Origin of the sequence: Flavobacterium sp. 1 (assembly GCF_002797935.1) — a bacterium.
Lineage (GTDB): Bacteria > Bacteroidota > Bacteroidia > Flavobacteriales > Flavobacteriaceae > Flavobacterium.
Genome location: NZ_PGER01000001.1, coordinates 4,408,818 through 4,433,261 on the forward strand (window position 1 = coordinate 4,408,818; position 24,444 = coordinate 4,433,261).

At 34.2% G+C, this 24,444-nt stretch carries 21 protein-coding genes and 1 pseudogene; 15 read left to right on the plus strand and 7 right to left on the minus strand.

The annotated features are described in order from the left end of the window. Positions 1–717 carry a 16S rRNA (cytidine(1402)-2'-O)-methyltransferase gene (gene rsmI, locus CLU83_RS17840; RefSeq protein WP_100432862.1) on the minus strand — a complete coding sequence of 239 codons (717 nt, stop codon included), beginning with the start codon at positions 715–717 and terminating at the stop codon, positions 1–3. A gap of 53 nt (positions 718–770) precedes the next feature. Continuing rightward, on the minus strand, positions 771–1,751 hold the full coding sequence (locus CLU83_RS17845; RefSeq protein ID WP_100432863.1) for a hypothetical protein: 981 nt from the start codon (positions 1,749–1,751) through the stop codon (positions 771–773). Between the two features lie 237 nt (positions 1,752–1,988). On the opposite strand from CLU83_RS17845, the gene CLU83_RS17850 reads away from it, so the two are divergent. Next, entirely contained in the window at positions 1,989–2,582 is a 594-nt protein-coding gene (locus CLU83_RS17850; protein WP_100432864.1) for a thymidine kinase, read from the plus strand. A gap of 46 nt (positions 2,583–2,628) precedes the next feature. On the opposite strand, the gene CLU83_RS17855 is transcribed toward CLU83_RS17850, so the two are convergent. Further along, the gene (locus tag CLU83_RS17855) at positions 2,629–3,216 is read right to left on the minus strand and encodes a Uma2 family endonuclease (RefSeq protein WP_100432865.1); all 588 of its coding nucleotides are present in this window, start codon (positions 3,214–3,216) and stop codon (positions 2,629–2,631) included. Positions 3,217–3,376: 160 nt separating this feature from the next. After that, positions 3,377–4,876, minus strand: coding sequence for a S41 family peptidase (locus CLU83_RS17860; RefSeq protein WP_100432866.1), 1,500 nt, complete (start codon positions 4,874–4,876; stop codon positions 3,377–3,379). Positions 4,877–4,931: 55 nt separating this feature from the next. On the opposite strand from CLU83_RS17860, the gene CLU83_RS17865 reads away from it, so the two are divergent. The 6 genes from CLU83_RS17865 (at position 4,932) to CLU83_RS17895 (ending at position 12,902) form a co-directional block, all read left to right on the plus strand. Next, positions 4,932–5,312, plus strand: a complete 381-nt coding sequence (locus tag CLU83_RS17865; RefSeq protein ID WP_100432867.1) for a hypothetical protein — start codon at positions 4,932–4,934, stop codon at positions 5,310–5,312. Positions 5,313–5,613: 301 nt separating this feature from the next. Then, a complete protein-coding gene (locus tag CLU83_RS17870; RefSeq protein ID WP_100432868.1) occupies positions 5,614–8,061 on the plus strand; it encodes a bifunctional UDP-N-acetylmuramoyl-tripeptide:D-alanyl-D-alanine ligase/alanine racemase in 2,448 nt (815 codons plus the stop codon). A gap of 65 nt (positions 8,062–8,126) precedes the next feature. Further along, positions 8,127–8,555, plus strand: a complete 429-nt coding sequence (gene mscL, locus CLU83_RS17875) for a large-conductance mechanosensitive channel protein MscL (protein WP_100432869.1) — start codon at positions 8,127–8,129, stop codon at positions 8,553–8,555. Positions 8,556–8,845: 290 nt separating this feature from the next. Further along, positions 8,846–9,835, plus strand: coding sequence for an aspartate-semialdehyde dehydrogenase (locus tag CLU83_RS17880; protein ID WP_100432870.1), 990 nt, complete (start codon positions 8,846–8,848; stop codon positions 9,833–9,835). A gap of 78 nt (positions 9,836–9,913) precedes the next feature. Beyond that, positions 9,914–10,258, plus strand: coding sequence for a hypothetical protein (locus CLU83_RS17885; protein WP_100432871.1), 345 nt, complete (start codon positions 9,914–9,916; stop codon positions 10,256–10,258). Between the two features lie 436 nt (positions 10,259–10,694). Next, the gene (locus CLU83_RS17895) at positions 10,695–12,902 is read left to right on the plus strand and encodes a TonB-dependent receptor (protein ID WP_100432873.1); all 2,208 of its coding nucleotides are present in this window, start codon (positions 10,695–10,697) and stop codon (positions 12,900–12,902) included. A 55-nt stretch (positions 12,903–12,957) separates the two neighbouring features. Here CLU83_RS17895 and mtgA read toward each other — a convergent pair whose 3' ends face one another. After that, positions 12,958–13,704 carry a monofunctional biosynthetic peptidoglycan transglycosylase gene (mtgA, locus tag CLU83_RS17900; RefSeq protein ID WP_100432874.1) on the minus strand — a complete coding sequence of 249 codons (747 nt, stop codon included), beginning with the start codon at positions 13,702–13,704 and terminating at the stop codon, positions 12,958–12,960. 3 nt (positions 13,705–13,707) lie between these two features. Next, positions 13,708–14,819: pseudogene (locus CLU83_RS17905) on the minus strand (NAD(P)/FAD-dependent oxidoreductase). 211 nt (positions 14,820–15,030) lie between these two features. On the opposite strand from CLU83_RS17905, the gene CLU83_RS17910 reads away from it, so the two are divergent. The 8 genes from CLU83_RS17910 to CLU83_RS17945 all read left to right on the plus strand — a co-directional run bounded on the left by CLU83_RS17910 (position 15,031) and on the right by CLU83_RS17945 (position 21,999). Further along, the gene (locus tag CLU83_RS17910; protein ID WP_100432875.1) at positions 15,031–15,444 is read left to right on the plus strand and encodes a hypothetical protein; all 414 of its coding nucleotides are present in this window, start codon (positions 15,031–15,033) and stop codon (positions 15,442–15,444) included. Between the two features lie 127 nt (positions 15,445–15,571). Then, positions 15,572–17,473 (plus strand): S9 family peptidase, encoded by a 1,902-nt coding sequence (locus CLU83_RS17915; protein ID WP_100432876.1) that lies wholly within the window; start codon positions 15,572–15,574, stop codon positions 17,471–17,473. An 86-nt stretch (positions 17,474–17,559) separates the two neighbouring features. Beyond that, positions 17,560–18,756: an aminopeptidase C gene (locus CLU83_RS17920; RefSeq protein ID WP_100432877.1), complete on the plus strand. Its 1,197-nt coding sequence runs from the start codon at positions 17,560–17,562 to the stop codon at positions 18,754–18,756. Positions 18,757–19,288: 532 nt separating this feature from the next. Next, positions 19,289–19,585 (plus strand): hypothetical protein, encoded by a 297-nt coding sequence (locus tag CLU83_RS17925; protein WP_100432878.1) that lies wholly within the window; start codon positions 19,289–19,291, stop codon positions 19,583–19,585. 52 nt (positions 19,586–19,637) lie between these two features. Next, positions 19,638–19,934, plus strand: coding sequence for a hypothetical protein (locus CLU83_RS17930; RefSeq protein WP_100432879.1), 297 nt, complete (start codon positions 19,638–19,640; stop codon positions 19,932–19,934). Between the two features lie 14 nt (positions 19,935–19,948). Continuing rightward, the gene (locus CLU83_RS17935) at positions 19,949–20,245 is read left to right on the plus strand and encodes a PepSY-like domain-containing protein (RefSeq protein ID WP_100432880.1); all 297 of its coding nucleotides are present in this window, start codon (positions 19,949–19,951) and stop codon (positions 20,243–20,245) included. Positions 20,246–20,255: 10 nt separating this feature from the next. Then, complete coding sequence (locus tag CLU83_RS17940; protein WP_100432881.1) at positions 20,256–20,528, plus strand: hypothetical protein; 273 nt, start codon at positions 20,256–20,258, stop codon at positions 20,526–20,528. A gap of 130 nt (positions 20,529–20,658) precedes the next feature. Beyond that, positions 20,659–21,999: a sigma-54 dependent transcriptional regulator gene (locus tag CLU83_RS17945; RefSeq protein WP_100432882.1), complete on the plus strand. Its 1,341-nt coding sequence runs from the start codon at positions 20,659–20,661 to the stop codon at positions 21,997–21,999. Here CLU83_RS17945 and CLU83_RS17950 read toward each other — a convergent pair. Next, positions 21,996–24,437 (minus strand): hybrid sensor histidine kinase/response regulator, encoded by a 2,442-nt coding sequence (locus tag CLU83_RS17950; protein WP_100432883.1) that lies wholly within the window; start codon positions 24,435–24,437, stop codon positions 21,996–21,998. The two genes, CLU83_RS17945 and CLU83_RS17950, sit on opposite strands and share 4 nt — an antisense overlap. Between the last annotated feature and the right edge of the window lie 7 nt (positions 24,438–24,444).

The following is a 24,444-nucleotide window of genomic DNA, read 5'->3' on the forward strand; positions in this document are numbered from 1 at the left end:
TTATTCTTCTTCTTTTTGAAATTTATTTTTCTTGGCTTCTTTTACGATTTGTTTTCCTGCAACGACTACGACAATTTCACCGCGAGGGGCTGTTTTTTCAAAATGGGTAAGTACTTCGCGAGCCATTCCGCGTACATTTTCTTCGTGCAGTTTGGATAATTCTCTGCAGACACAAATCGTGCGGTCTTCGCCAAAATAGGTAATAAATTCGGCTAAGGTTTTAACTAATTTATGTGGGGAAACATACAAAATCATCGTGCGGGTTTCTTCGGCAAGTTCCAGATATCTCGTTTGCCTACCTTTTTTTTCAGGCAGGAAACCTTCAAAGACAAATTTGTCATTAGGTAAACCGCTATTGACAAGAGCAGGAACAAAAGCCGTTGCGCCAGGCAAACATTCTACTGCAATTCCGTTTTCGATACAGGCACGGGTCAGCAAAAAACCCGGATCGGAAATCGCCGGAGTTCCTGCATCTGAAATTAGCGCAATGTTTTCACCGGCTTTCAATCTGGAAATTACATTTTCGATTGTTTTGTGTTCGTTGTGCATGTGATGGCTGTGCATGTGCGTGCCAATCTCAAAATGCTTGAGCAGTTTACCGCTGGTTCTGGTGTCTTCGGCTAGAATTAAATCTACTTCTTTAAGAATCCTAATGGCTCGAAAAGTCATGTCTTCGAGGTTGCCTATAGGAGTTGGTACGATATATAATTTTGACATTTTTCTTGCTTAAAGAAAGGATTTAATAAAATATAATAACTGATTTAATTCTTTTAAAACGACAAGAATTTTTTCTCTATGATTTCCATAAAACGCTGTTCGTAATCTTCTTTTCCTTCCCAGTTATTGTAATCCGGTTTCACTAATTCGTCGATGAAAGCTTTAGTTTCCATAAAAGTATCAAATGTTATCAATTGGTTGAGAACACGGTTATAATCCTCATTACTTCCACCAAATAAATGTTTGACAAATGCGATTCGGTCATTCAGTCCAATGTTGATTTCTTTTACCAGTTTGTCATTCAAAGTAATTGATTTGGGCTCTTCTTTTTCAAAACTGGCTTGAGGAGTGTCTAAAACCGGCTCTTTTTGAAAGTCGAAAGAAGGAGTTGGCTGGATGGGTTCTGAGTTTTGTTTTTTATCAGAAACTTTTACAAAATCAGGGTCAGTATATTTACCGCCAAGAAGATCATCAAAAGAAATTTGAACAATATCTTTTTTCTTTGGTGTTTCTTCTGGTTTTACAGACTCTATTGATTCGGCAATTGGTTCAATTTCTGTTTCTTCTAAAATAAACAATGGTTTTTCAATTGGCGTCTCTGCTTCTGATTTTTCAGTAATAATCTTTCCTGATTCTTCTGCCACTGCTAAAGGTTCAGGAATTATTGAAATAGGAAGTTCCTCAGTTGCAGTAAGGACTGCTTCTGGTTCAATTTTGTTTTCTCCTACTTTTACTTCTTCTTCAATAGTTTCAATTACAGGAGTTTCATCTATCGCTGTGTTAATAATTACCGCAGGCTTTTGAAATTCAGGAACGGCTATGCTCTCAAAAAACTCTTTCATTCTCTCTACAACTTCAGCTTGACCAATAGTAGGTTTGGGTTCTCCAAAATACTCTTCAACAAATCGTAAAACAGCTAATTTTTCATATAATTTTTGTGTTTCCAAATAAAGTTGATTAATGTCAGATTTATTTTTAAGTTGTAAAATTCTATGAGCAATGCTGATTAAATCGGCTTCTAGTTTTTTTTGCATAACTTTTGAAATTATAATGAATATGTGGCTTTATATAAAATTGTTCTTTGTTGGCAATGGATGAAGCGGATTAAATTTCTTTTTCAATTTTATTATTGAAATAAGACCTCTCAAATTTTCGAATTGATAAAAATTATCTACTTTTGAAACGAGGTAAAATAGAAGTTTACCCCAATTGATTTATTACCGTTACAAAGTAATAAAAACTATTCATTTTTTAAGGCAGAAAAATACAAAATGTTTCTCGAAAACACAGTAAATCATAAAGAGCAGTTTGGATGGATTGAGGTAATCTGCGGATCCATGTTTTCGGGAAAGACCGAAGAACTCATCCGTAGATTGAAGCGGGCTCAATTTGCTAAGCAAAAAGTAGAGATTTTTAAACCCGCTATAGATACCCGTTATCATGACGAAATGGTCGTGTCCCACGATAGCAACGAGATTCGTTCTACACCCGTTCCGGCAGCTGCTAATATTGCAATTTTAGCACTAGGCTGTGATGTAGTCGGGATTGACGAAGCACAGTTTTTTGATGACGAAATCGTAACCGTTTGCAATGATCTTGCCAATCAGGGGATTCGTGTAATTGTGGCAGGTTTGGATATGGATTTCAAAGGCAATCCTTTCGGTCCTATGCCAGCTCTTATGGCTACAGCTGAGTATGTTACCAAAGTGCATGCGGTTTGTACTCGAACAGGAAATTTAGCTCATTATAGTTTTCGTAAAACCGATAATGATAAGCTCGTAATGCTTGGTGAAACCGAGGAATACGAACCATTAAGCCGTGCAGCTTATTATCATGCGATGAGGAAAGATGAAGAACAGAAATAAAAAAATAAACCCTTTCAAATGTTTAAATATTGAAAGGGTTTATTTTTTAATTAAAAATAGACTCTAATTTAAAATCTAATTCGGGGAATAATTTACTTTGTATGTTGTCTTCTTCAATCAATGGGTGCATTCCTATAAACTGATTTTCTTTTAAAATATAGATAAACACCGTTTTGTCTGCAGGGTTTACAATCCAATATTCTAAAACTCCAGCTTCTTCATATAAATCAAATTTATACTTCATTTCTTTATTGGAATTTCCAGGAGATAGAATTTCTATAACCAAATCTGGAGCTCCAATTGCACCTCGTTCGTCTATTTTATTTTCATCACAAATAACACACAAATCGGGTTGTATTACGGTATAAATCTCTTGGTCTAATTTAGATTTTTTCTTATCCAACAATCGAACATCAAACGGAGCAATAAATAATTCACAAGAATGTTTTTTGAAAGTATTAATCATAATGCCTGTCAGTTTTCTAGATATTCTTTGATGAGTGGTACTTGGTGCAGGACTCATTTTAAAAATCTTTCCTTTTATTAATTCCAGTTTTTCCTGAAATTGCCAAGTCAAATAATCGGCATAAGAATATTTTTTATCTAAATCCAATAAATTGATGTCCGTTATCATAACTATTACTTTTTGACAAAGTTAATAAAAAATAAAACCTCTTTTAGTTAGATAAAAAGGGTTTAGTATATGTTTTTAAACACGAATTTTATCTAAATTGAAATTAGCCTCCATTGAGATTGATGATTTTTAACTTTCAATTAAGTTCGTTCCTAATTTATTATTCTTTCAACCTTTTAAAATCCTCGATATACAACCCTTTGGCAGTATTTGTAGGGTTGAATGCAGTAAGGTCGCTAATTTTTAAAGACAAAGGGAGGTCGGTGGTTTTTGCTGTAGTTCGCATAGTTTGACCCGTAATTAATTCGATGGCTTTCTTTAAACAAGGATCTTTTACGTTTCCAAATTCAACCAGATTTAAGAAAATGCTATAAGGATTAATTTCGTAATCAGGTGTAATTTTCGCTGGATTTACATCTTTATCTTTGTTATAATATGAAAAGGTAATGGGCTGCAATTGCCATTTGTGTTTGGTGCTTCGATTGGCATAGGACGTATAACCATAAGCAGGAGAATCGTATAGTGTGTTAGAGCCTACAAATTTGCCAACTGTTTCTTCACCTATTGTTATTACACTAATGTATTTTTTTAGGCATTGTATGGTAAGCTCACTCGCAGAAGCGGTTTGAAAACTTACCAACACATATATTTTTGTCAAAGCAAGGCTGTTTATACTTTCTTCTCTCTGAAAAGTTGGCTCGTTATCAACTAAGTTGAAAATTTTTACTTTTTCTGAAAGGTTTTCATAGCCATCTTCACCATTGTGTTTGTCATTGAAGTCTAAATAAATATACGGTTTATTAGTAAAACTGCCGTTAATCATTTGCGCCAAAGCAACTGCCGTTTCTAATGAGCCACCTCCATTGTATCTTAAATCTAAAACCAATTCGTTAATTCCATCCGATTTCATTTTAGCGAAAGCCAAATTGAGTTCGTCATTATAATCTGATTTGAAACCATTAAAAACCAGATAACCAATGTTCTTCCCTCCATATACTTTCTTTTCGTAATAAGCAACTGGGTTTTCGTCAATTTCAGCTTTTGTTATAGTCACAGTTCCTGCTTTGTCTGTGGTTACTAAACTACTGCTTGTAAATTGCACGCTTGCTGCCAAAGTAATTGTGAGTTGTGTGTTTTCTAGTTGGTCATAATTACTTGAAGTAAGCTGGCTTCCATTTATTTTTGTAATAACGTCGCCTCTTTTCAATCCTGCTAAAGCTGATGGTGAGCCAGGTACAATGTAGTTAATTAAGGCTACCATATTTATATTGGATGCGTCTTTAGGATAAATTGCATAACTAAAACCACCTTTTTTTTCGACTTCTGCAATTTTTGAAGCATACACTATCTCATTACTATTTTCAATCCAAGAAAATCTATCAACAGTTCCTCTTTGATATAGGAGTGAATAAAAAAGCGCATCGGGAGTTTTTCCGTTAATAAAATTGTTATAGACTGTGGTAGAAGCGATTTTGCTATCAGACAAATCGGGAACGTTGGGTTGCCAGTAGTACCAAGAATTCATAGCTTTCCAAACAAAATTATTAATCTCGTCTGGCTTGGTAGTTGTGGTTTCATTAGAGTCAGAATCAGAATCCTTGCTGCAGGCTGTAAAGGCCAATCCTAGAAACAATGTTATAATAATATATTTTAATTTCATTATTTTTTCAATCGTTTAATTTAAGTTAGATTTGTGTGTATAAAACTCTAAAAGTATGAAGAATAGTATTCCAAAAGCCGTCTTTTTATTATTTTCTTTCGGAATTTTTTTTCTTTTTTCCTGTTCCAGACAACTTTTAGATATTAAAAACCAAACGTATAAAAGTTATAACAGAAATAGTGAGAGAGGATATGTAGTTAGTTTTGAATTAAATAATACTGCTTTTATTCCTAAATCGGTTGTGATTAATGGTATTGTTCAGAATATATTCAAAGAAAATAAAATTGGAGATACTTACCAAGTAAATGTTATCGCACAAACTACCCTAATTTATAATTATCAAGTAAAATTAGATAAAAAAGAAAATGGAATTTATTTTGAGAAAAATTCCAATATATTTTTTCAACCTGTAAAATTTAAATTAATCACCGATTAATTCTCTTTTTTAATGAAAATCAAAAGGAGTAAAAAATCTAAAATTCTGGTAATGATTCCAAAGGGATTCTTAACTTTAATAAAACTGTAAAATAAGCACTATTCCATTGCTGTTTTTTATAACTTTGATATTCGATATAAATATACAGTCATGGATTTACAGACTAGAAAAATAGCATTTGTTCAAGAATTTCTTTCTATTGAAAGTGAGGAAATAGTTTCTCGTTTGGAAAAACTACTAAACTACTAAACTACTAAACTAATTATCTCAATTATTTAATTTTCTATTTTTCAAATTTAAAATGAATTTATCCCTAAAAAAAATCACTTCAATTCTGAATGCTAAAGAAATTGGAAATACCAATGATTTAGAAATCGACACCATTTCAATCGACAGTCGTTCTCTGCAAAACAACGAAAAAACACTCTTTTTTGCATTAACTGGAGCTAATAACGATGCACATATATACCTTAAAGATTTAATTAACAAAGGCGTTCATAATTTTGTAGTTACGCATATTCCTGAAGAACTTAAGGGGAAAGCCAATTTTTTAATTGTAGAGAATACTCTTGAGGCTTTACAGAAAACGGCATCTTATTACCGCAGTCTTTTTTCTTTTCCGATTATTGGAGTGACAGGAAGCAATGGCAAAACAATCGTAAAAGAATGGCTCAATTTCTTGTTGAGTCCCGACTATAATATTATCAGAAGCCCAAAAAGTTACAACTCACAGGTTGGTGTTCCTTTGTCGGTGCTTGCGATTAATGAACAGCATAATCTGGGAATTTTTGAAGCTGGAATTTCGACTATTTCAGAAATGGACAAACTCGAAAAAATCATTCAGCCAACTATTGGAATCTTAACGAATATAGGTTCTGCTCACGATGAAGGTTTTGAAAATCTTGTAGAAAAAGCGAAAGAGAAAATGTTGCTTTTCAAAGATTCGGAAGCAGTGATTTATCAAAAAAATAATAGCTCAGAACAATTTATTAGTACCAAAACAAAAGCTTTTTCATGGTCTTTTACAGATTCGACGGCTACTGTTTTTGTTGCCAAAAAAGAACACACACACGATCACACACTTATTGAATATACGTATAAAGGAAATGTTTCAACTTTGAAAATTCCTTTTGTGGATGATGCTTCGGTCGAAAATGTGATTTCCTGTCTGTTGGTTTTATTATATTTGGAATACGACAGCAAAACTATTCAAAACCGAATCGAATTGTTGTATCCCATAGAAATGCGTCTGCAGGTAAAAAAAGGAATCAATAATTGCAGTTTGATTGATGACAGTTACAGTTCCGATTTTCAGTCTTTAAAAATTGCTTTAGATTTTCTCGAAAGTCAAAAACAGCATCAGAATAAAACAGTAATTCTTTCGGATATTTTTCAAAGCGGATTGTCCAATGAAGTTTTATATTCTAAAGTGGCGGAGCTGATCATTTCTAATGATATTAGCCGTTTTATCGGAATTGGAGAAACGATTTCCACATTGGAAACAAAAATTTCTAATGCTTTGTTTTTCAAAGATATCGATGAATTTTTATTGCAGTTGGAGCATCTGAATTTTGAAAATGAAACCATTCTGATAAAAGGGGCGAGATCGTTTCAGTTTGAGGAAATTGTGTCGGCATTGGCTGAGAAAACACACGAAACGGTTCTTGAAATCAATCTGAATGCGATAAGCCATAACTTCAATTTCTTTAAATCAAAGCTGAAACCCGATACCAAAATGATGGCGATGGTAAAAGCTTTTGGTTATGGAAACGGTGGATTTGAAATTGCAAAATTACTGGAACATCACAAAGTAGATTATTTAGGTGTGGCTTTCGCCGATGAAGGAATCTCGTTAAAAACAGCAGGAATCAATTTGCCGATTATGGTTTTGAATCCCGAAAACTCAAGCTTTCCTGCTATAATTCAACATCAATTAGAGCCTGAGATTTATAGTTTAAAAGGGCTGAATGCTTTTTTGAAAATCGCTGAACAAAAGAAATTAAAAGACTTTCCTATACATATTAAGTTAGATACAGGAATGCATCGTTTGGGTTTTGAGGCAAATACAATTGATGATTTGATAGCCACTTTAAAAGGAAACCAAACCGTTAAAGTGAAAAGTATTTTGTCTCATTTAGCCACAAGTGATGATTTTCAGCACAAAGATTTTGTGCAGTATCAACTCGATTTATTCGAAAAATTATCTTCGAAATTAATGGACGAATTGCAGATTACTCCCATTCGTCATATCTTGAATACTTCAGGGATCAGTAATTTTCCGCAGGCACAATATGATATGGTTCGTTTAGGGATTGGTCTTTATGGAGTTTCCAATGACCCAGACGAGCAAAAATATCTTGAAAACGTGGGGACTTTAAAATCCATTATATCTCAAATCAGAACCATTCAATTAGACGAAAGCGTTGGTTACGGCAGACGATTTATTGCTAATAGAGAATCAAGAATCGCCACAATTCCTATTGGTTATGCAGACGGAATTGCCCGTAGTTGGGGAAATGGCGTGGGATTTGTAACGATTAAGAATAAAAAAGCCAGTATTCTTGGGAGCGTTTGTATGGATATGCTAATGGTTGATGTAACCGAGATTGACTGCAAAGAAGGAGATTCGGTAGTGATTTTTGGCGAAAGCCCGACGGTGACTTATATGGCGGAACAATTGAAAACCATTCCGTATGAAATCCTTACAAGTATTTCGCAACGGGTGAAACGTGTTTTTTATAGAGAATAATAGTGTTTTATTTTCCTAAATTGAGTATATTCGTTATATTATAAACTAACTAAAATCAACACATTATGGGATTTGTAAGTGATTTTAAAGCCTTTTTGATGAAAGGCGAGATAGTAAATTTGGCAACAGCGGTAATCGTTGGCGGTGCTTTTGGTAAAATTGTAACTTCATTCACAAATGACGTTTTAATGCCTCCAATAGGCTTATTGTTAGGGAAAGTGGATTTCAAAAATCTAAAGCTTGTTCTTCAGGACGGTGTTCCTGCCGTTATGGAAAATGGTGCAGAAAAAGTGCCGGCAGTTGCAGAAGTTGCCTTAAATTACGGTGCTTTTATTCAAACTGTTTTCGATTTTGTAATCATTGGCTTTTGTATTTTTATGGTGCTCAAAGCTTATGAAAAAACCAAAAAACAGGAAGTGGTCGCTGAAGCTCCACCAGCTGGACCAACACAGGAAGAATTGCTTACTCAAATCAGAGATTTGCTGAAAAAATAGACTCTAAGCGACTAAGTTGCTAAGATTCTAAGTAAAAAAGATGGAGTTATTTCTTTTATAAAATGGACAACTAAAATCTTAGCAACTTAAAATCTAAGAATCTCAGTAATTTTAAAAATAACATACCGCGTTACACTATATATTCTAACTAAACCACTCTGTGAAAGGGTGGTTCTTCTTTATTGTTTGATTTGTAACATTTTGTTAATTTTTGTGAACACGCTTGTTGTTTTTTTAAGATTGCTTACTTTTGTACTTCAAAATAGAAATACACAATTAAAATATATAGAATGAAAATAGCAGTTGTAGGAGCTACCGGAATGGTTGGCGAAATCATGTTGAAAGTATTGGAAGAAAGAAATTTTCCATATACAGAATTAATACTAGTTGCATCTGAAAGATCAGTAGGTAAAGTAATCGAATTTAAAGGGCAAAAACATACCGTAGTAGGATTGCAGACGGCTGTGGATATGAAAGCTGATATTGCTTTATTCTCTGCAGGAGGACAAACTTCATTAGACTGGGCTCCAAAATTTGCGGAAGCAGGAACTACAGTTATTGATAATTCATCGGCTTGGAGAATGGATCCAACTAAAAAATTAGTGGTTCCGGAAATCAATGCTAGTCAATTAACAAAAGAAGATAAAATCATTGCTAATCCAAACTGCTCAACTATTCAAATGGTTTTGGCATTGGCACCATTACACAAAAAATACAACGTAAAACGTGTTATCGTTTCTACTTATCAATCAATCACTGGAACTGGTGTGAAAGCGGTGCAGCAATTCGAAAATGAAGTAGCCGGAATTGAAGGCGATATGGTTTACAAATATAAAATCAACAGAAACTGTATCCCGCAATGCGATAGTTTTGAAGATAACGGATATACTAAAGAAGAGATGAAATTGGTTAAAGAAACCAAAAAAATCTTAAGCGATGACAGTATTAAAGTTACTGCTACTGCTGTTCGTGTACCAGTTGTTGGTGGACATAGCGAGGCTGTAAACGTTGAGTTCAGCAATGATTTCGATGTAAATGAAGTAAGAACTATTTTGAGTCAAACTCCTGGAATCGTAGTTCAGGATAATTTAGATACTTTTACCTATCCAATGCCAAGATATGCTGAAGGTAAAAATGATGTTTTCGTAGGACGTATTCGTCGTGACGAAAGCCAAGACAACACCTTGAATATGTGGATTGTTGCTGATAATTTAAGAAAAGGTGCAGCGACAAATACCATTCAAATTGCAGAATATTTAATTGCCGCAAAATTGGTATAATCCTTTTTCAAATTTAATAATCACAAAAACTACAGCTTTAAACGGCTGTAGTTTTTTTGTTTTATTACCTTTGCATCGATGAAAAGAAAACAGCTCATACTTAATTTTTCTTTGGCTATTGCGGTATTGTTCTCAATACTGTTTCAGTCTATTGATAGTATTGGGCACTTACAGGAAAAATTTTCTGAAAAAAAATGTCATCACGCCTATAATTCAAGCGAAGAGTTTACCCATCAGCATCACAGTTTTGACCATTGTTATGTTTGTCAATTTGGCTTTAGCAGTTTTACAACTCCAATAAAATATTCCTATGTATTCAACGCTGGGAATTATAATATACCTTATTTCTTTGCAGCTGCCGAATCTATTTTTTCGTTTTCAGGCAGTTTGTATTCCCACCGCGGTCCCCCAAATTGTATTTAAACATCCCAGTTTATTCAACATCAGATAATATAGTTCACGCCCAAAAATTATTTGGAGCGAAAGAATAGGATTTGTCAGGAAATATTGATTCCTGCTGTCCGCTATATTTCCCTATTAACAAAAACTACGGCAAAAAAGCCTTGTTTTTTTTAAATCGGGAGATGTCGCTTCCATCAGGGCTAAAAAGCCAGCAATGGTTTATTTTGGATTGACAGCCTAATGTTATTTTCTCGATTTTGGCTAAACCCAAAGTCTGAGATAAATTCAACATCTGTGTTAATCCGTTAAATCTGTGTCGTCTGTGTGCCATTGTGCAATCTGGGTTAAAGGCAATTTTATTTAAAAAATTTGCCAACAGTTCAAGTAATCACAAAAAAGTTCCAATCTTAATTTACTTTTTCAAAGTGCTTTGATTGGAAACAATACAATTATTCAAATGAAAAGATATATAGTGGCTCTATTGCTAGGGCTTAGCAGTTTTATACAAGCACAAAATTCAATATCCGGAAAAGTAACCGATTCTAAAAACAATCCTTTAGCAGGAGTTGCTGTTTATGCCACGGAATTACATAAATCGACCAAGACCGATGAAAACGGAGTTTATACTTTAACCGAGTTTCCTAATGGGGATGAAACTCTTGTGTTTTCATACGTAGGTTTTGCAACTCAAAATAAAAAAATTGCAAAAATGCAGAATACCCAAACGCTCGATATCGTTATGGATGAAATGGCTTTTCAAATGGATGAGGTTATTGTCTCGACTCCTTTTTCAAAACTGCAATCCCAAAACGTAATGAAAGTGGATCGCGAAAGTATCAAATCGATGCAGGAAAAAGGGAGTGCTACTTTGATAGAAGGATTAGCGACGATTCCAGGTGTATCTCAGGTTTCTACGGGAACTTCAATTGGGAAACCCGTAATCCGAGGATTAAGCGGCAATAGAGTTTTGGTTTACAGTCAAGGAATCCGATTGGAAAATCAGCAATTTGGTGATGAACACGGTTTGGGATTAAATGATGCCGGAGTCGAAAATGTTGAGGTGATAAAAGGACCGGCTTCTTTGCTGTATGGCTCGGATGCATTGGGAGGCGTTTTGTTTTTTAATCCAGAAAAATTTGCATTGGCGAATACTTTTCAAGGAGATTTTGAACAAAGATTTTTTTCAAATACTCTTGGGAGCAACACAACTTTGGGCTTAAAAGCTTCTACAGATAATTGGAAATACTTGATACGTGGTGCTTACAATACACAATCTGATTATAAAATTCCAGATGGCGATCGTGTGACCAATACGCGTTTTCAGGAAATGGATTTTAAAGCAGCAATTGGATACAGCAATGCGAAGTTTTCCAGTGTGTTGAGATACAATTATAATAATTTGGATCTTGGAATTCCAGAAGAAGGTATCACAGATCAAACAACCACAAAAAAAACAGCTTTTCCTAAACAAGGAGTTTATAATAACTTGCTGTCTTTGAATAACACTTTGTTTTTTAATAATTCAAAATTAGATATGAATCTGGGTTATATCAGGAATGACCGTAATGAGTTTGAAGACAGCAATGTTGCGGTTCTGCACATGATTTTGAACACTTTCGATTATAATATCAAATACTATTTGCCTGCAATAGGCAAAGTAGAAACGATTGTTGGTGTTCAGGGAATGTCTCAGGATAATAACAATCTTGGTGAAGAATATTTGATTCCAAATGCCGTAACCAATGATTTCGGGGTTTTTGCTACAGCGATGTATGGCTGGGGTTCTAATTCTTTGCAGGCAGGAATTCGGTTCGATAATAGACATTTAGTTTCTGATGAACATGGAATTACTGATGAAGAAGGGTACTTTGAAGCACTTGATAAAAAATATGACAGTTTCAATGCCTCATTGGGATATAAAACCAATTTTGCTAAGGATTTGATTTTTCGTCTGAATGCAGCAACAGGTTTTAGAGCTCCAACTTTGGCTGAGTTATCATCTAATGGAGTTCATGAAGGAACTTTTCGATATGAAATAGGAAATTCCAATTTAAAAACTGAGCAAAACCTGCAGACCGATTTGGATTTGGAATATAAAAGCACCCATTTTGAGTTTAGCGTCAGCGGATTTTACAATCACATAAACGATTATATTTATTCGTCACCAAGCGGTGCTGAAATTGATGGTTTTAAAGTTTATAATTACATTCAGAACAATGCCAATTTGTATGGAGGAGAAGCCATTCTGCACATTCATCCACATCCTTTGGATTGGCTTCACATCGAAACGAGTTTTGAAACCGTTACCGGAAAACTGCAGGACGGCGGTTATTTACCTCAAATTCCAGCAAACAATTGGAATAATACCATAAAGACAGATTTTTCAATAGGCAAATGGCTGGAAGAAAGTTTTGCAACATTCAATGTTTCTACCACTTTCAGTCAAAACAATGTTAGCGGATATGATATTTCTTCAGATGGGTACACATTGTTGAATGTGGGTTTTGGAGGAAAAGTAAAGTTTGGGAAAACTGCTTTTGATGTAAACCTGAACGGGAATAATTTATTAAACAAAACCTATATCCCGCATTTGTCCCGTTTGGCAACGGCAGGAATTCCAAATATTGGAATCAATGGTGTTCTGGGAATTGCTTTTAAATTCTAAAGTTAAATTTTAAAAATAATAAACCCCAATAGCTGCTGGTTATTGGGGTTTGTTTTTAATATTCAATCTTTCCGATATGCCTCATAATCCGAACAATTTTTGTTTTTCTATTATTGATGTAGGATGAGGAACTGGTTGCTTTATATTTTCTGGGATTGGGCAAAATAGCAGCGATTCCAGCTGCCTGCTGCATGGTTAAGCTCGAAGCATCTCTTCGATACCAATGCTCGGTTGCGGCATAAGCTCCGTAAACGCCATCGCCCATTTCGATACTGTTGAGGTACACTTCCATGATGCGTTTTTTCCCCCAAATAAGTTCTATTAAAACCGTAAAATAGGCTTCCAGGCCTTTTCGGACGTAGCTGCGGCCTTGCCAAAGGAAAACGTTTTTGGCGGTCTGTTGCGATATAGTGCTTCCTCCTCTTACTTTTCGGCCTCTTTCGTTGCTTTTATAGGCTTTTTGCATCGCAATAAAATCAAAACCATTATGGGTCAAAAAGGTTCCGTCTTCGCTTGCAATTACTGCTTTTTGCAAATTCATGGAGATTTTGTCGATGGATTCCCAATTGTGGCTGAAATGATTTTCTTTATCAGCGGCATTGTTTTCGAAGTAACGGATCACCATTAAAGGAGTAAATGGAACGGGCACAAATTTAAAAAGTACAACAGAAGCTATTGAGAGTCCAAAAAACCACAATAACACTTTCAACAAGAACCATTTTACTTTGGATATAAAGCCTCCCTGTTTTTTTTTAGCAGGTTTCTTAGCTGCTGTTTTTTTTGGTGTTATTTTGGTTGCCATTTTTTATACTAAATCTGCTAATTCGATTCCTATTAAACTTCCTATTGCTACTCCCATGCCACCAAGTCGAACGCCACAATACACGTTTTCAGACAGTTGTTCGATAATCGGGTTTTTGCTGTTGCCAATTCCCATAATGCCGCTCCAGCGGTGTTCAATCTGAACTTCTTGGTTAGGCAAAATTACTTTTTTTAATAAGTCTTCCAATTTTTTTTGCACAATTTCTGTCTGGCCAAATTCGGTTGTATTTTCTGTTTCAAAATCCAGATTTCGGCCTCCGCCAAGGAGTATCCGATCACCAATATTTCTAAAATAATAATAGCCTCTGTCTAAATGAAAAGTCCCTTTTATGTCAAGATTTGGAATTGGTTCTGTAATAAGAACCTGAGCTCTGGCTGGTTTTACAGCGCCTTTGGTCAATGTATTGGCAAAACCGTTAGTAGCAAATAATAATTTTTTGTGGTGAAACTAAAATCGCCTAAAGCAACTTCAACACTGTTTTCGTTATCTATATAGGAAGTGAGTGTTTGCTGGTTCAGAATCAAAATATCTTGCGAAATGGCTTTTTTTAATAAGGCCTGCATCATATTTCCGGTATCGATTTGAGCTTCAAAAGGATTGAAAATTAAATACTCGTGGATGTTTCCAAAACCAAAACGATCCACTTCTTTTGCAAAAACATCGGCTTTGAAAAGAGGTTTTAAAATTTCGTTTATAAAAGGCAATTTATTGGAACATTCAGAAAAACTGCTTTCATCTTCTTTTAAAAACAATTCATAACCGCCATAAGGCTTGAAGTCTATTGCTGTGTCACCAAGATTTTTTCTTAATAATTGAAGTCCGCTCCATCTTTTTTGAATAAGCTGAATGACTTCTTCTTCGGTATGTGATTTTAAATCGTCTATAATTTCAGAAATACTTCCAAAACAGGCAAAACCAGCATTTTTAGTGCTTGCGCCTTGTGGCAGCATTCCTTTTTCTATAATTAATATTTTGCTGGCTGGGTACTTTTCGCGTAAGCGCAATGCCGTATGTAATCCTACAATGCCACTGCCAATAATAGTGTAATCTATCTGGCTAAACCAATTTTTTAATTCCCAATAGCTTAGCTGCATTTGTTTTTTTTATAAAATTAAATAAATTTTTTAGTCTTTGAATGTTCTCCATTTAATATCCTTGGAAGTTACTGCTTTTTGAAATGTATTATTATTTCAAATAAGCGTTGATTTGGCATTATAATTGTGACGTAAAAGTGGTTTGCAAAAGGATTTTTATTTGAAGAAATCCTAAAGAACTGAAATAAAAATTGAATTAAAATAATTTGTTATGTTTGACAATATTGATGAGCTCATAGAAGTAAATATGAAGCTGTTATATACATCGAAATCCCAATATATGATGCGGATTAATTTCAAGGACGAATATGGTTTTAATTTGAAAAACTCTAAAGCCTTTGCCGATATTTTAGTTAAGAAAGGGCTTGTATTATTGGAAAGCAGTCAAGGTTTTCGATGTGATTTAACCGATTTGGGCAGACAGATTTATCAGAATGGCGGATGGATGAGGTATTTGCAGACTTCTGAGCCATTTTCAGAAATTAATACTGAGGTTATAACTGATTCTCAAACGGAAAAAATTGAAAAATCATTTTTAAAAAAAATATTGATTGCCAGCATAATTATACTAGTATTATGTTTTTTTATCTCCCTAATCACTGTTCAAATATTACATAAGCAGTAGTTTTTTAGGTTCTTTTTGAGCATTAAAACGTATCCAATTCTTTTAAGTTATTTTTAAGTATAGCCACTTGTTCTAGTTGATGATTATATTGCTATATTTGAAAACTGAACATATATTTTCAAGAATTATGAAAAAAATACTCTTTTTAATGCTAACAATGATGAGTTTAACAGCAAGTGCCCAAAATGTAATGACTCCCGAATTACTTTGGAAATTAGGACGAATTACTCCTTTAGGAATTTCAAAAGACGGCAAGAATGTTGTCTATAAAGTGTCGACTCCTTCAGTCGATGAAAATAAATCGAGCTCGAAGTATTATACAGTTGCAATTAATGGTGGAGCAACTGCAGAAATCAACGATACAAAAGATGTTTTGGCTGATAAAAATAGCTCTCCAGACGGAAAATATTTGGTTTACAATCAAGAAGTAAAAATTGATAAAGTATTAGGGAAAGACTATTATCCTGATTTGGACAAATCCAATGTTCAAATCTATAATGGCTTAGATTATCGCCATTGGGATACTTGGAACGAAGGGAAATTCAACCACGTTTTTTACAAAGAGAATGCAGCAGGTTCAGAAGAAATTGATATCCTAAAGGGTGAAAATTTCGACAGCCCGCAAAAACCTTTTGGCGGTGATGAAGATTATATTTGGTCTCCGGACAGCAAAAGTATTCTATATGTGTGCAAGAAAAAAGCGGGAACTGAATATGCGCTTTCTACTGATACCAATATATATGAGTACAATCTTGAATCTGGTAAAACAGTTAATAGATCCGAGGGGAATTTGGGTTATGATACTGCCCCGCAATTTTCTCCCTCTGGTGATTTGACTTGGCTGCAGATGAAACGTGACGGATATGAATCAGATAAAAATGATTTAATTGTTAGTTTCAAAGGGATGAAAATGAATCTAACGGCCAACTGGGATGGGACAGTAGATAGTTTCAAGTGGAGCGCTGACGGGAAAAAGATATATTTTATAGCGCCAATTGACGGAACATTACAAGTTTTTGAGGTTAATTTTCCTGGCATGACTAAAATTGCGATTACTGTAAAACAAGTTACAAATGGTGATTTTGATGTGCATGATTTAATTGGATTTTCAGGAGATGATTTAATTGTCACAAGAAACGACATGAATCATGCTCCAGAAATTTTTTCTTATAATTTAAAGAAAAAAACTTGGAAACAATTGTCTAATGTGAATACAGCTACTTATTCGACATTGGCAATGAGCAAAACCGAAAGACGTTATGTAACAACTACTGACGGGAAAAAAATGTTGGTGTGGGTAATTTTGCCTCCTAATTTTGATGCTTCCAAAAAATACCCTACGCTTTTATTTTGCCAAGGCGGACCACAAGCGCCTTTGACTCAATCATACTCTTTCAGATGGAATTTTCAATTAATGGCTGCTAATGGATATGTTGTAGTAGCACCAAATCGTCGCGGTATGCAGGGTCATGGAGTAGAATGGAATGAACAAATAAGTAAAGACTGGGGCGGACAAGTAATGAACGATTATCTGTCGGCTATTGATGATGTTGTCAAAGAAAGTTACGTAGACAAAACCCGTTTGGGCTGTGTTGGTGCCAGTTACGGAGGATATTCTGTGTTTTATTTGGCAGGAATCCATAATAACCGATTCAAAACATTTATTGCTCACGACGGGGTTTTTAACACACAGAGTATGTTTGGAACCACCGAGGAAGTTTTCTTCAATAATTGGGATTTTGGCGGACCTTACTGGGAAAAGGACAATGCTGTAGCTCAAAAAGCATATACACAGTTTAACCCTATAAATTATGTTCAAAATTGGAACACGCCTATTTTGATTATCCAAGGAGGAATTGATTTTAGAGTACCGATAGGGCAAGGGCAAGAAGCTTTTCAGGCAGCTCAAATGAGAGGAATTAAAAGCAGATTGCTTTATTTTCCAGAAGAAAATCACTGGGTTTTGCATCCTCAAAATGCTCAAATCTGGCAAAAAGAATTTTACAAATGGCTTAAGGAAACCTTGTAATATTCAAAATTAATTAATAATTCAGCAACAGTTTTGTAACAATATTGCGTTTTTTGTTACATATTGTAAACTTAACCTATTTAAAAATGTATAAATTATCCATTAAATCGTTTTTTATTGCAACAGCTTTAGTCGTTGGAATGAATACTGTGACCGCTCAAGACGGATTGGTCAACTCATTGAAAGTAAATGCTAGCGCAAAAAGCGCTGAAAGTTTTAATTTCACTGATGTGATTAATTTAGAAAATACTTCTATTAAAAATCAAGGTTCTTCAGGAACTTGCTGGAGTTATTCGACTAATTCTTTTTTAGAATCAGAAATGATCAGAATTGGGAAACAGCCAGTTGAATTATCCCAGGTTTTCTCAGCTCGTAATGCTTATGTTGAAAAAGGGAAAAACTATGTGCGTATGCATGGAGCTGTAACTTTAGGCGATGGAGGAGAATTGCATGATGTAATCAATATGTACAAAAAATACGGAGCAGTACCTCAATCAGTATATACAGGCTTAAACTACGGAACTTCTAAAAATAAGTTTGCCGAAATGGCTTCATTGACGGAGGCAGTATTGGTCGCAGTTGTAAAAAATCCAAATGGAGAATTAACTCCAAACTGGGAAAAAGCCTATGCTGCTGTAATTGATTCTTATTTGGGACAAGTACCTGAAAACTTCACTTACAAAGGTAAAAGCTACACGCCGCAAACTTTTGCAAAAGAGGTTGTAGGGATTAATCCCGACGAATATGTCGAATTTGCATCTTATGCAAATGAGCCATATTATACCAAAACAATGATGATGGTTCCAGATAACTGGTCATTTGATTTGGTGTACAACATCAAAATGAATGACATGACGGCTATCATTGACAACGCTTTAAAAAACGGTTATACTGTAGCTTGGGCATCAGATGTGAGCGAGAAAAGCTTTAGCTGGAAAAATGGTGTGGCGTATGTCCCAACCAAAAAATTTGACGAAATGACCGCCGAAGAAAAAGAAAACATGTTCAACGGTCCAAAACAAGAATTAGAAATCACCGAAGAAATTCGTCAAAAAGCATTCGATAATTACCAAACTACCGATGATCACGCCATGCATATCGTTGGTATTGCCAAAGACCAAATGGGCAAAGAATATTATATTGTAAAGAATTCTTGGGGAACTACAAATGATTACAAAGGGTATTTGTATGTGAGCAAGAATTTTGTAAAATACAAAACAACTTCATTTTTGGTTAATAAAGGAGGAGTTCCAACAGATATCGTTAAGAAAATTGGCGCTTAATAAAACAAAAATCTATAATACTGCAGAAGCCGTCTCAATTGAGACGGCTTCTTTTTTTGATATAAATCTAAAATCCTTACTTTTCTTATTTATATTTAGGAGCAGGCATGATTAGGTGTTTTTGGTTATATGGTTCCTGCTCTTCACTATATTTCGATTAACAAAAACTACGGCAAAAAAGCCTTGTTTTTCTAAGTCGGAAGATGCCGTTTCGATCAGGGCTAAAGGGAAATATTTTGCTTTTTTGTCATCATTCAAAAAAACAATTTAAGATTTAACTACAGTCAACGGATTCAATCATTGGAGATAATAATAATCGAGCTCAGGCTATAAAGTAAACAATATTTATGTATACTTTTTACACACCTATTCATGAAATTACACACTTTTCCTTTTTTTAAATTTTAGCTTATTTTAAAAGAAACCTTTAAAAATAGGGCTTTAGGACTTTGGCACACTTCTTTTCTTTAATGGCATAATATTTTCATTATCTAAAGCGTAAACAAACAATTTAATAATTAAAATATCTATTATGAAAAATTTATTTCTATCAGCCGCAATCGTTTTGGGAGGTTTAACTTCATTCGCATCGACTTCTCCAATTTCAAGTACAATCGTAAAAACTATTTCTATAGGAGATGAATACACTGAAATAAAATTAGAGGAAGTTCCTGTTGCAATAACTGATGCCCTTAAAAAAGCATATCCAGACGGAGTACTTTCTAAAGCATACAAAAATGAAAAATCAGAATACAAATTAGAGGTTACCATTGGTGACAAAGTAGGTGCTCTATATGCAAATGCAGACGGAACTTGGATTAAAAAATAATCCCAACAATCTTTTCAAACACAAATAAGTAACAATATTAAATAAACAAATCATGAAAAATTTATTTTTATCAGCCACAATAGTTTTAGGAGGTTTGACTTCATTCGCTTCGACATCTCCAATTACAAACACAATTGTAAAAACCATTTCAGTTCAGGAAGAATATACTGAAATCAAATTGGAAGAAGTCCCAGTTGCGGTGACCGATGCTCTTAAAAAAGCATATCCGGACGGAGTTCTTTCTAAAGCATACAAAAATGCAAAATCAGAATACAAATTAGAAGTTACCATTGGTGACAAAGTAGGTTCACTGTATGCAAATGCTGATGGAACTTGGATTAAAAAATAATTAAAATTTATATTATGAAAAAGCTAATTTTATCCGCAGCAATCATTCTGGGAGCTATATCGGCTCAGGCAGCGATTGCCACAAATTCAGTTTCGATAATTCAGTCTGTGAATATACAAGATGAATTTACCGAAATAAGTGCAGATGCTATCCCTGCAGCTGTAAAATCAACCATTGAAAAATCTTTTCCAGGTACAAAATTAGAGAAAGCGTACAAAAACGAAAAAAATGAGTACAAGCTGGAAATTACTAAAGATGATAAAAAGTATACTGTCTTTACAGATGCTTCGGGAAATATCATTAAAAAGTAAAATAAGCATCATGAAAATGCTAATCTTAACAGCAGCTATTGTTTTAGGGTGGACAGCAATTTACTCGAATAGGCATGCAAAAACAGAATCGGATATTCAGCCAGAATACAGAGAAGTTAACGTCAATGCCGTTCCTGCAACAATAAAAGCTGCTTTAGAAACAGCATACTCAGGGACAAAGCTTGTAAAAGCTTATGTAAATGAGAAAAAAGAGTACAAACTCGAATTATCAGTTAACAACCAGAAAGCTACTGTTTACACAGATGCCAACGGGAACTGGTAGATAATAATTGGGGGATTATTTATGTTTTTGACTAAAAAGAGACTGTTTATAACAGTCTCTTTTTTTTGCATAATTTTATGACAATACAAGTTTATTAGTGTTATTTTAGCATAAAAGGGTCAAAAAATAGATGTCAAAGATATTACTTATAGAAGATGATATTTCGTTCTGCAAATTATTAGAAAAGTTTCTAATAAAGAAAGCATTCGGGGTGACCATTGCTTTTTCTGCTGCCGAAGCTAGATTAGCCATCAAAAAAGAATCCTTCAATCTGATTCTGATGGATATCCGTTTGCCGGATGCAGACGGAATTGGGCTAATGGCCGAATTTAAAAATTCAAATCCAGAAATACCGGTTATACTCATGACAGGATATTCGGATGTGAATACTGCCGTGAAAGCTATTAAAAACGGTGCAGCCGACTATATTTCGAAACCTTTTAATCCTGACGAAGTTTTACTGGTAATTACTAATGCAATGCAGATTCCTCAAGATGAGGTTCCTGTTAAAGAAAAGAAAGCTACAGAAAGGCAAACAGCTTCAGAAAATGAATTTGTAAAAGGGATTTCTGTGGCTTCAAAAAAATTATTGGAGCATATTCAATTGGTAAGCCCAACCGATATGTCAGTTTTAATTATTGGAGAAAGCGGTACAGGAAAAGAAATTATAGCAAAAAGCATCCACCACCAAAGCAATAGAAAGAACAATAATTTTATAGCTGTTGATTGCGGAGCAATACCAAAAGAATTAGCTGCGAGTGAATTTTTCGGGCATTTAAAAGGATCTTTTACAGGTGCAATCAATGATAAAATAGGCTATTTTGAAGCTGCTAACGGAGGAACGCTTTTTTTGGACGAAATAGGAAATCTATCTTATGAAAATCAGATACAATTGCTTAGAGCTCTTCAGGAGCGAAAAATAAAACCCGTTGGAAGCAACAAAGAAATTAATGTCGATATCCGAATCGTTACCGCAACTAATGAAGATTTACGCGAAGCAGTTAAAAATGGTGATTTTAGAGAAGATTTATACCATAGAATCAATGAGTTTTCCATACTCTCCCCATCATTAACCGACAGAGAAGAAGATTTAATGATTTTTGCTGATTATTTTCTTGAAAAAGCCAATCTGCAACTGAATAAAGAAGTTGTCGGATTTTCACCCGAAGTTATTGCCATTTTTCAAAAATACAATTGGCCGGGAAATTTGCGTGAACTGCAGAATTGTGTAAAACGGGCTACGCTTCTGACACGTGGCAATTATATTGAAAGCGATGTTTTGCCTGCTGAATTTTTTCAAACACAAATAAAACAGCATTCTGCCGATACTTTTTCTTTATCAGAAAATGAAAAAGGCGCAATTATTAATGCTTTATCAAGAACTCAGAATAACAAATCTGAAGCGGCAAAACTGCTGAAAATTACCAGAAAAACACTTTATAATAAATTGAAGCAGTATAATATAGATTAGTCTATTTCTTCGTTTATAGCTATGAAAAGCAAATCAATTTTTGTTTTTAAAGAATTCATAAGATTTTCCAAATCAGAATTTTTCAAATCCTCTTTCTCTAATGATTTTAGGATTTCGCCTATTTCATGCGCTTCAATTTGCATAAACATGGGGGCGATTCTGTGTGCAACAGCATTAATTTCGTGAATATTTTTCTCTTTTACAGCGTTTTCTAACAAAGTCAGATTATCTTCACTGCTTTGAATAAACTGCCTTAGAAAAACATATAAAGCTTTATTGTCATTTACTAAAAACTGTTTTAAAGTTTCTAATGAGTATAATTTTGCAGCTATTATTTCCTCTGTTTTATTCATCTCAACTTCGGGTAAATCCTTATTTTCTAAAATATGCTGAATCGTTTCCAGCAATACTTTTGGCGAATATGGTTTCTTGATTACGGTTGTAAATCCAGCTTGGATACAAACAGAATAATCCAAATCGGCACGGCCTGTAAGCGCAATTATTGGCTGGTTTTTATAGGCTGAATTTTTTTGAGTTTTTAATTTTTCAACAAACGAAAATCCATCCATTACCGGCATTTGAATATCGGTAATTATAAAATCAAAATTAGTATTTTCAATAGCTTCCAAAGCTTTGACAGCATTATCAAAAGACAGAACGTGATGCTTTTCCTGTTTTAAAACACCGCTGGTTAAATTCAGTAAATTGCTATCATCATCAATTACAATAAAAGTATATTTTTTAGTATTTAAAATTACTGGTTTTTCAGCTTCGGGAACAGTATTTGTTCTCGTATCATAGAATAATGGCAGCTCGATTGTAAAAGTGCTTCCTTTGCCAAACTCGCTTTCCAATTTTAAATTCCCTCCTAAAATGGAGATAATCTTTTGACAAATAGACAATCCTAAACCTGTCCCGCCGTATTTTTTTTCGATACTTTCGTTCGCCTGAGTAAATTCTTCGAAGACAAATTTTTGATTTTGCTTTTCAATCCCAATTCCTGAATCTTGAATAGAAATAATAAAAAAGGCATCTCCAGTTTTTCTATACGCATTGATTTTAATGAATCCTTCTTCAGTAAATTTGTAGGCATTCCCGATAATATTGCTCAAAATCTGTTTGAGGCGAAACGGATCGCCAACTATTCTGTTATGCAGTTTCTCATCGATATTAATAATGAGATCAATATTTTTTTCTTTATAAACAGTCTGAATATTTTTGGCCACTTCGTCAATAGCTTCTGTCAATAAAAAAGGGACTTTTTCGACTGTAATTTTTCCAGCCTCAATTTGAGAAAAATCCAATAAATCCTGAACCAGTTGCGTAATATATTTGGAAGAATCCTTGATGTTTTTGACAAAATAAGACTGTTTTGTGCTGACATCAGAATTGCCCAAAAGTTCCGTATAGCCAACAATTGTGCTCAACGGCGTTTTTAAATCATGACTTACAGTCGAGATAAGCTGTTCCCGGCTCTTCAGCAGATTTTTGGTTTTGAAATTGGCGATTTCCAGCTGTTTTTTATACAATTGCGATTTAGAATAATCACTCACGATCAAAATCGAAAAAACCAAAGTCAATATCAAACCAATAATTGCTGAAGCCATAACAACTTCGTTGACTTTTTTAAGTGATTTTTCTTTTAGTGTATTGTTTTTTATCGAGTTGATAATGATTTCGCGTTCAATGATCCGAAGTACTTTTCGAAGCTGTTCCGAGATTGCAATTTCATTTTTAAGGAGTTTGTTTTCCTCAAAATTTAATGATTCTTTTTTCTTTTCTGCTTTAACTTTTACGGAGGTTAAAAGCTTTTTCGAATTGGCCAAAATAGAATCGGAAGCTTCTTTGCTAAGTGTATTTGTGCTGTCGTCCGGAATGTTCTGATTGAGATAATCAACGTACTTTCGGAGTACATTTCGCTGATAACTTCCTAATTGTTCTGGATTCTTGGCAAAATCCTTAAGAACAAGTTTTCGGAGTTTAAACTCCATTCGGGTAATTTCATTAATCGCATTATCTACCGACACTTCATCTTCAGCTTTGTTTTTTATGCCTTTTAATTGTTGGATGTTTTTAGTTTTTTCGGACAATAAATACGTTACACTATCCAATAAAGTTTTTTGATATTGCGTGGTGACAATTTGTTTCAGCGTATCAATCCTTGATTTTAGGGAATCCGTTTCGACAAGATAGCTTTTGAAATCTTTTTCAGAATTCGTCTGAATTGTTTTGCGGGCTAAGCTTTCTGTTTTGTAAATATTTGAGAAAAGTTTGCTGACTTTTAAAATCTTGGTTTTTTCGAAAGCAATTTTATCTTCCAGTTTACTGTAAACAACATTTTCAGAATATAAAACCCATCCTACAGTAACAACTAATGCTAGCAATGCAAGATAACCTATAAGTACTTTAATGGGCGTATAACTTTTTTTGTTTTCCATAAATTAT

Coding starts and splice junctions, on each gene's coding strand:
- CLU83_RS17885 (WP_100432871.1), top strand. CDS start 9,914: ATGAAAAGAAAACAGCTCATACTTAATTTTTCTTTGGCTATTGCGGTA.
- CLU83_RS17945 (WP_100432882.1), top strand. CDS start 20,659: ATGTCAAAGATATTACTTATAGAAGATGATATTTCGTTCTGCAAATTA.
- CLU83_RS17915 (WP_100432876.1), top strand. CDS start 15,572: ATGAAAAAAATACTCTTTTTAATGCTAACAATGATGAGTTTAACAGCA.
- CLU83_RS17930 (WP_100432879.1), top strand. CDS start 19,638: ATGAAAAATTTATTTTTATCAGCCACAATAGTTTTAGGAGGTTTGACT.
- CLU83_RS17845 (WP_100432863.1), bottom strand. CDS start 1,751: ATGCAAAAAAAACTAGAAGCCGATTTAATCAGCATTGCTCATAGAATT.
- CLU83_RS17850 (WP_100432864.1), top strand. CDS start 1,989: ATGTTTCTCGAAAACACAGTAAATCATAAAGAGCAGTTTGGATGGATT.
- mtgA (WP_100432874.1), bottom strand. CDS start 13,704: ATGGCAACCAAAATAACACCAAAAAAAACAGCAGCTAAGAAACCTGCT.
- CLU83_RS17855 (WP_100432865.1), bottom strand. CDS start 3,216: ATGATAACGGACATCAATTTATTGGATTTAGATAAAAAATATTCTTAT.
- CLU83_RS17935 (WP_100432880.1), top strand. CDS start 19,949: ATGAAAAAGCTAATTTTATCCGCAGCAATCATTCTGGGAGCTATATCG.
- CLU83_RS17910 (WP_100432875.1), top strand. CDS start 15,031: ATGTTTGACAATATTGATGAGCTCATAGAAGTAAATATGAAGCTGTTA.
- CLU83_RS17895 (WP_100432873.1), top strand. CDS start 10,695: ATGAAAAGATATATAGTGGCTCTATTGCTAGGGCTTAGCAGTTTTATA.
- rsmI (WP_100432862.1), bottom strand. CDS start 717: ATGTCAAAATTATATATCGTACCAACTCCTATAGGCAACCTCGAAGAC.
- CLU83_RS17860 (WP_100432866.1), bottom strand. CDS start 4,876: ATGAAATTAAAATATATTATTATAACATTGTTTCTAGGATTGGCCTTT.
- CLU83_RS17940 (WP_100432881.1), top strand. CDS start 20,256: ATGAAAATGCTAATCTTAACAGCAGCTATTGTTTTAGGGTGGACAGCA.
- CLU83_RS17920 (WP_100432877.1), top strand. CDS start 17,560: ATGTATAAATTATCCATTAAATCGTTTTTTATTGCAACAGCTTTAGTC.
- mscL (WP_100432869.1), top strand. CDS start 8,127: ATGGGATTTGTAAGTGATTTTAAAGCCTTTTTGATGAAAGGCGAGATA.
- CLU83_RS17870 (WP_100432868.1), top strand. CDS start 5,614: ATGAATTTATCCCTAAAAAAAATCACTTCAATTCTGAATGCTAAAGAA.
- CLU83_RS17950 (WP_100432883.1), bottom strand. CDS start 24,437: ATGGAAAACAAAAAAAGTTATACGCCCATTAAAGTACTTATAGGTTAT.
- CLU83_RS17925 (WP_100432878.1), top strand. CDS start 19,289: ATGAAAAATTTATTTCTATCAGCCGCAATCGTTTTGGGAGGTTTAACT.
- CLU83_RS17865 (WP_100432867.1), top strand. CDS start 4,932: ATGAAGAATAGTATTCCAAAAGCCGTCTTTTTATTATTTTCTTTCGGA.
- CLU83_RS17880 (WP_100432870.1), top strand. CDS start 8,846: ATGAAAATAGCAGTTGTAGGAGCTACCGGAATGGTTGGCGAAATCATG.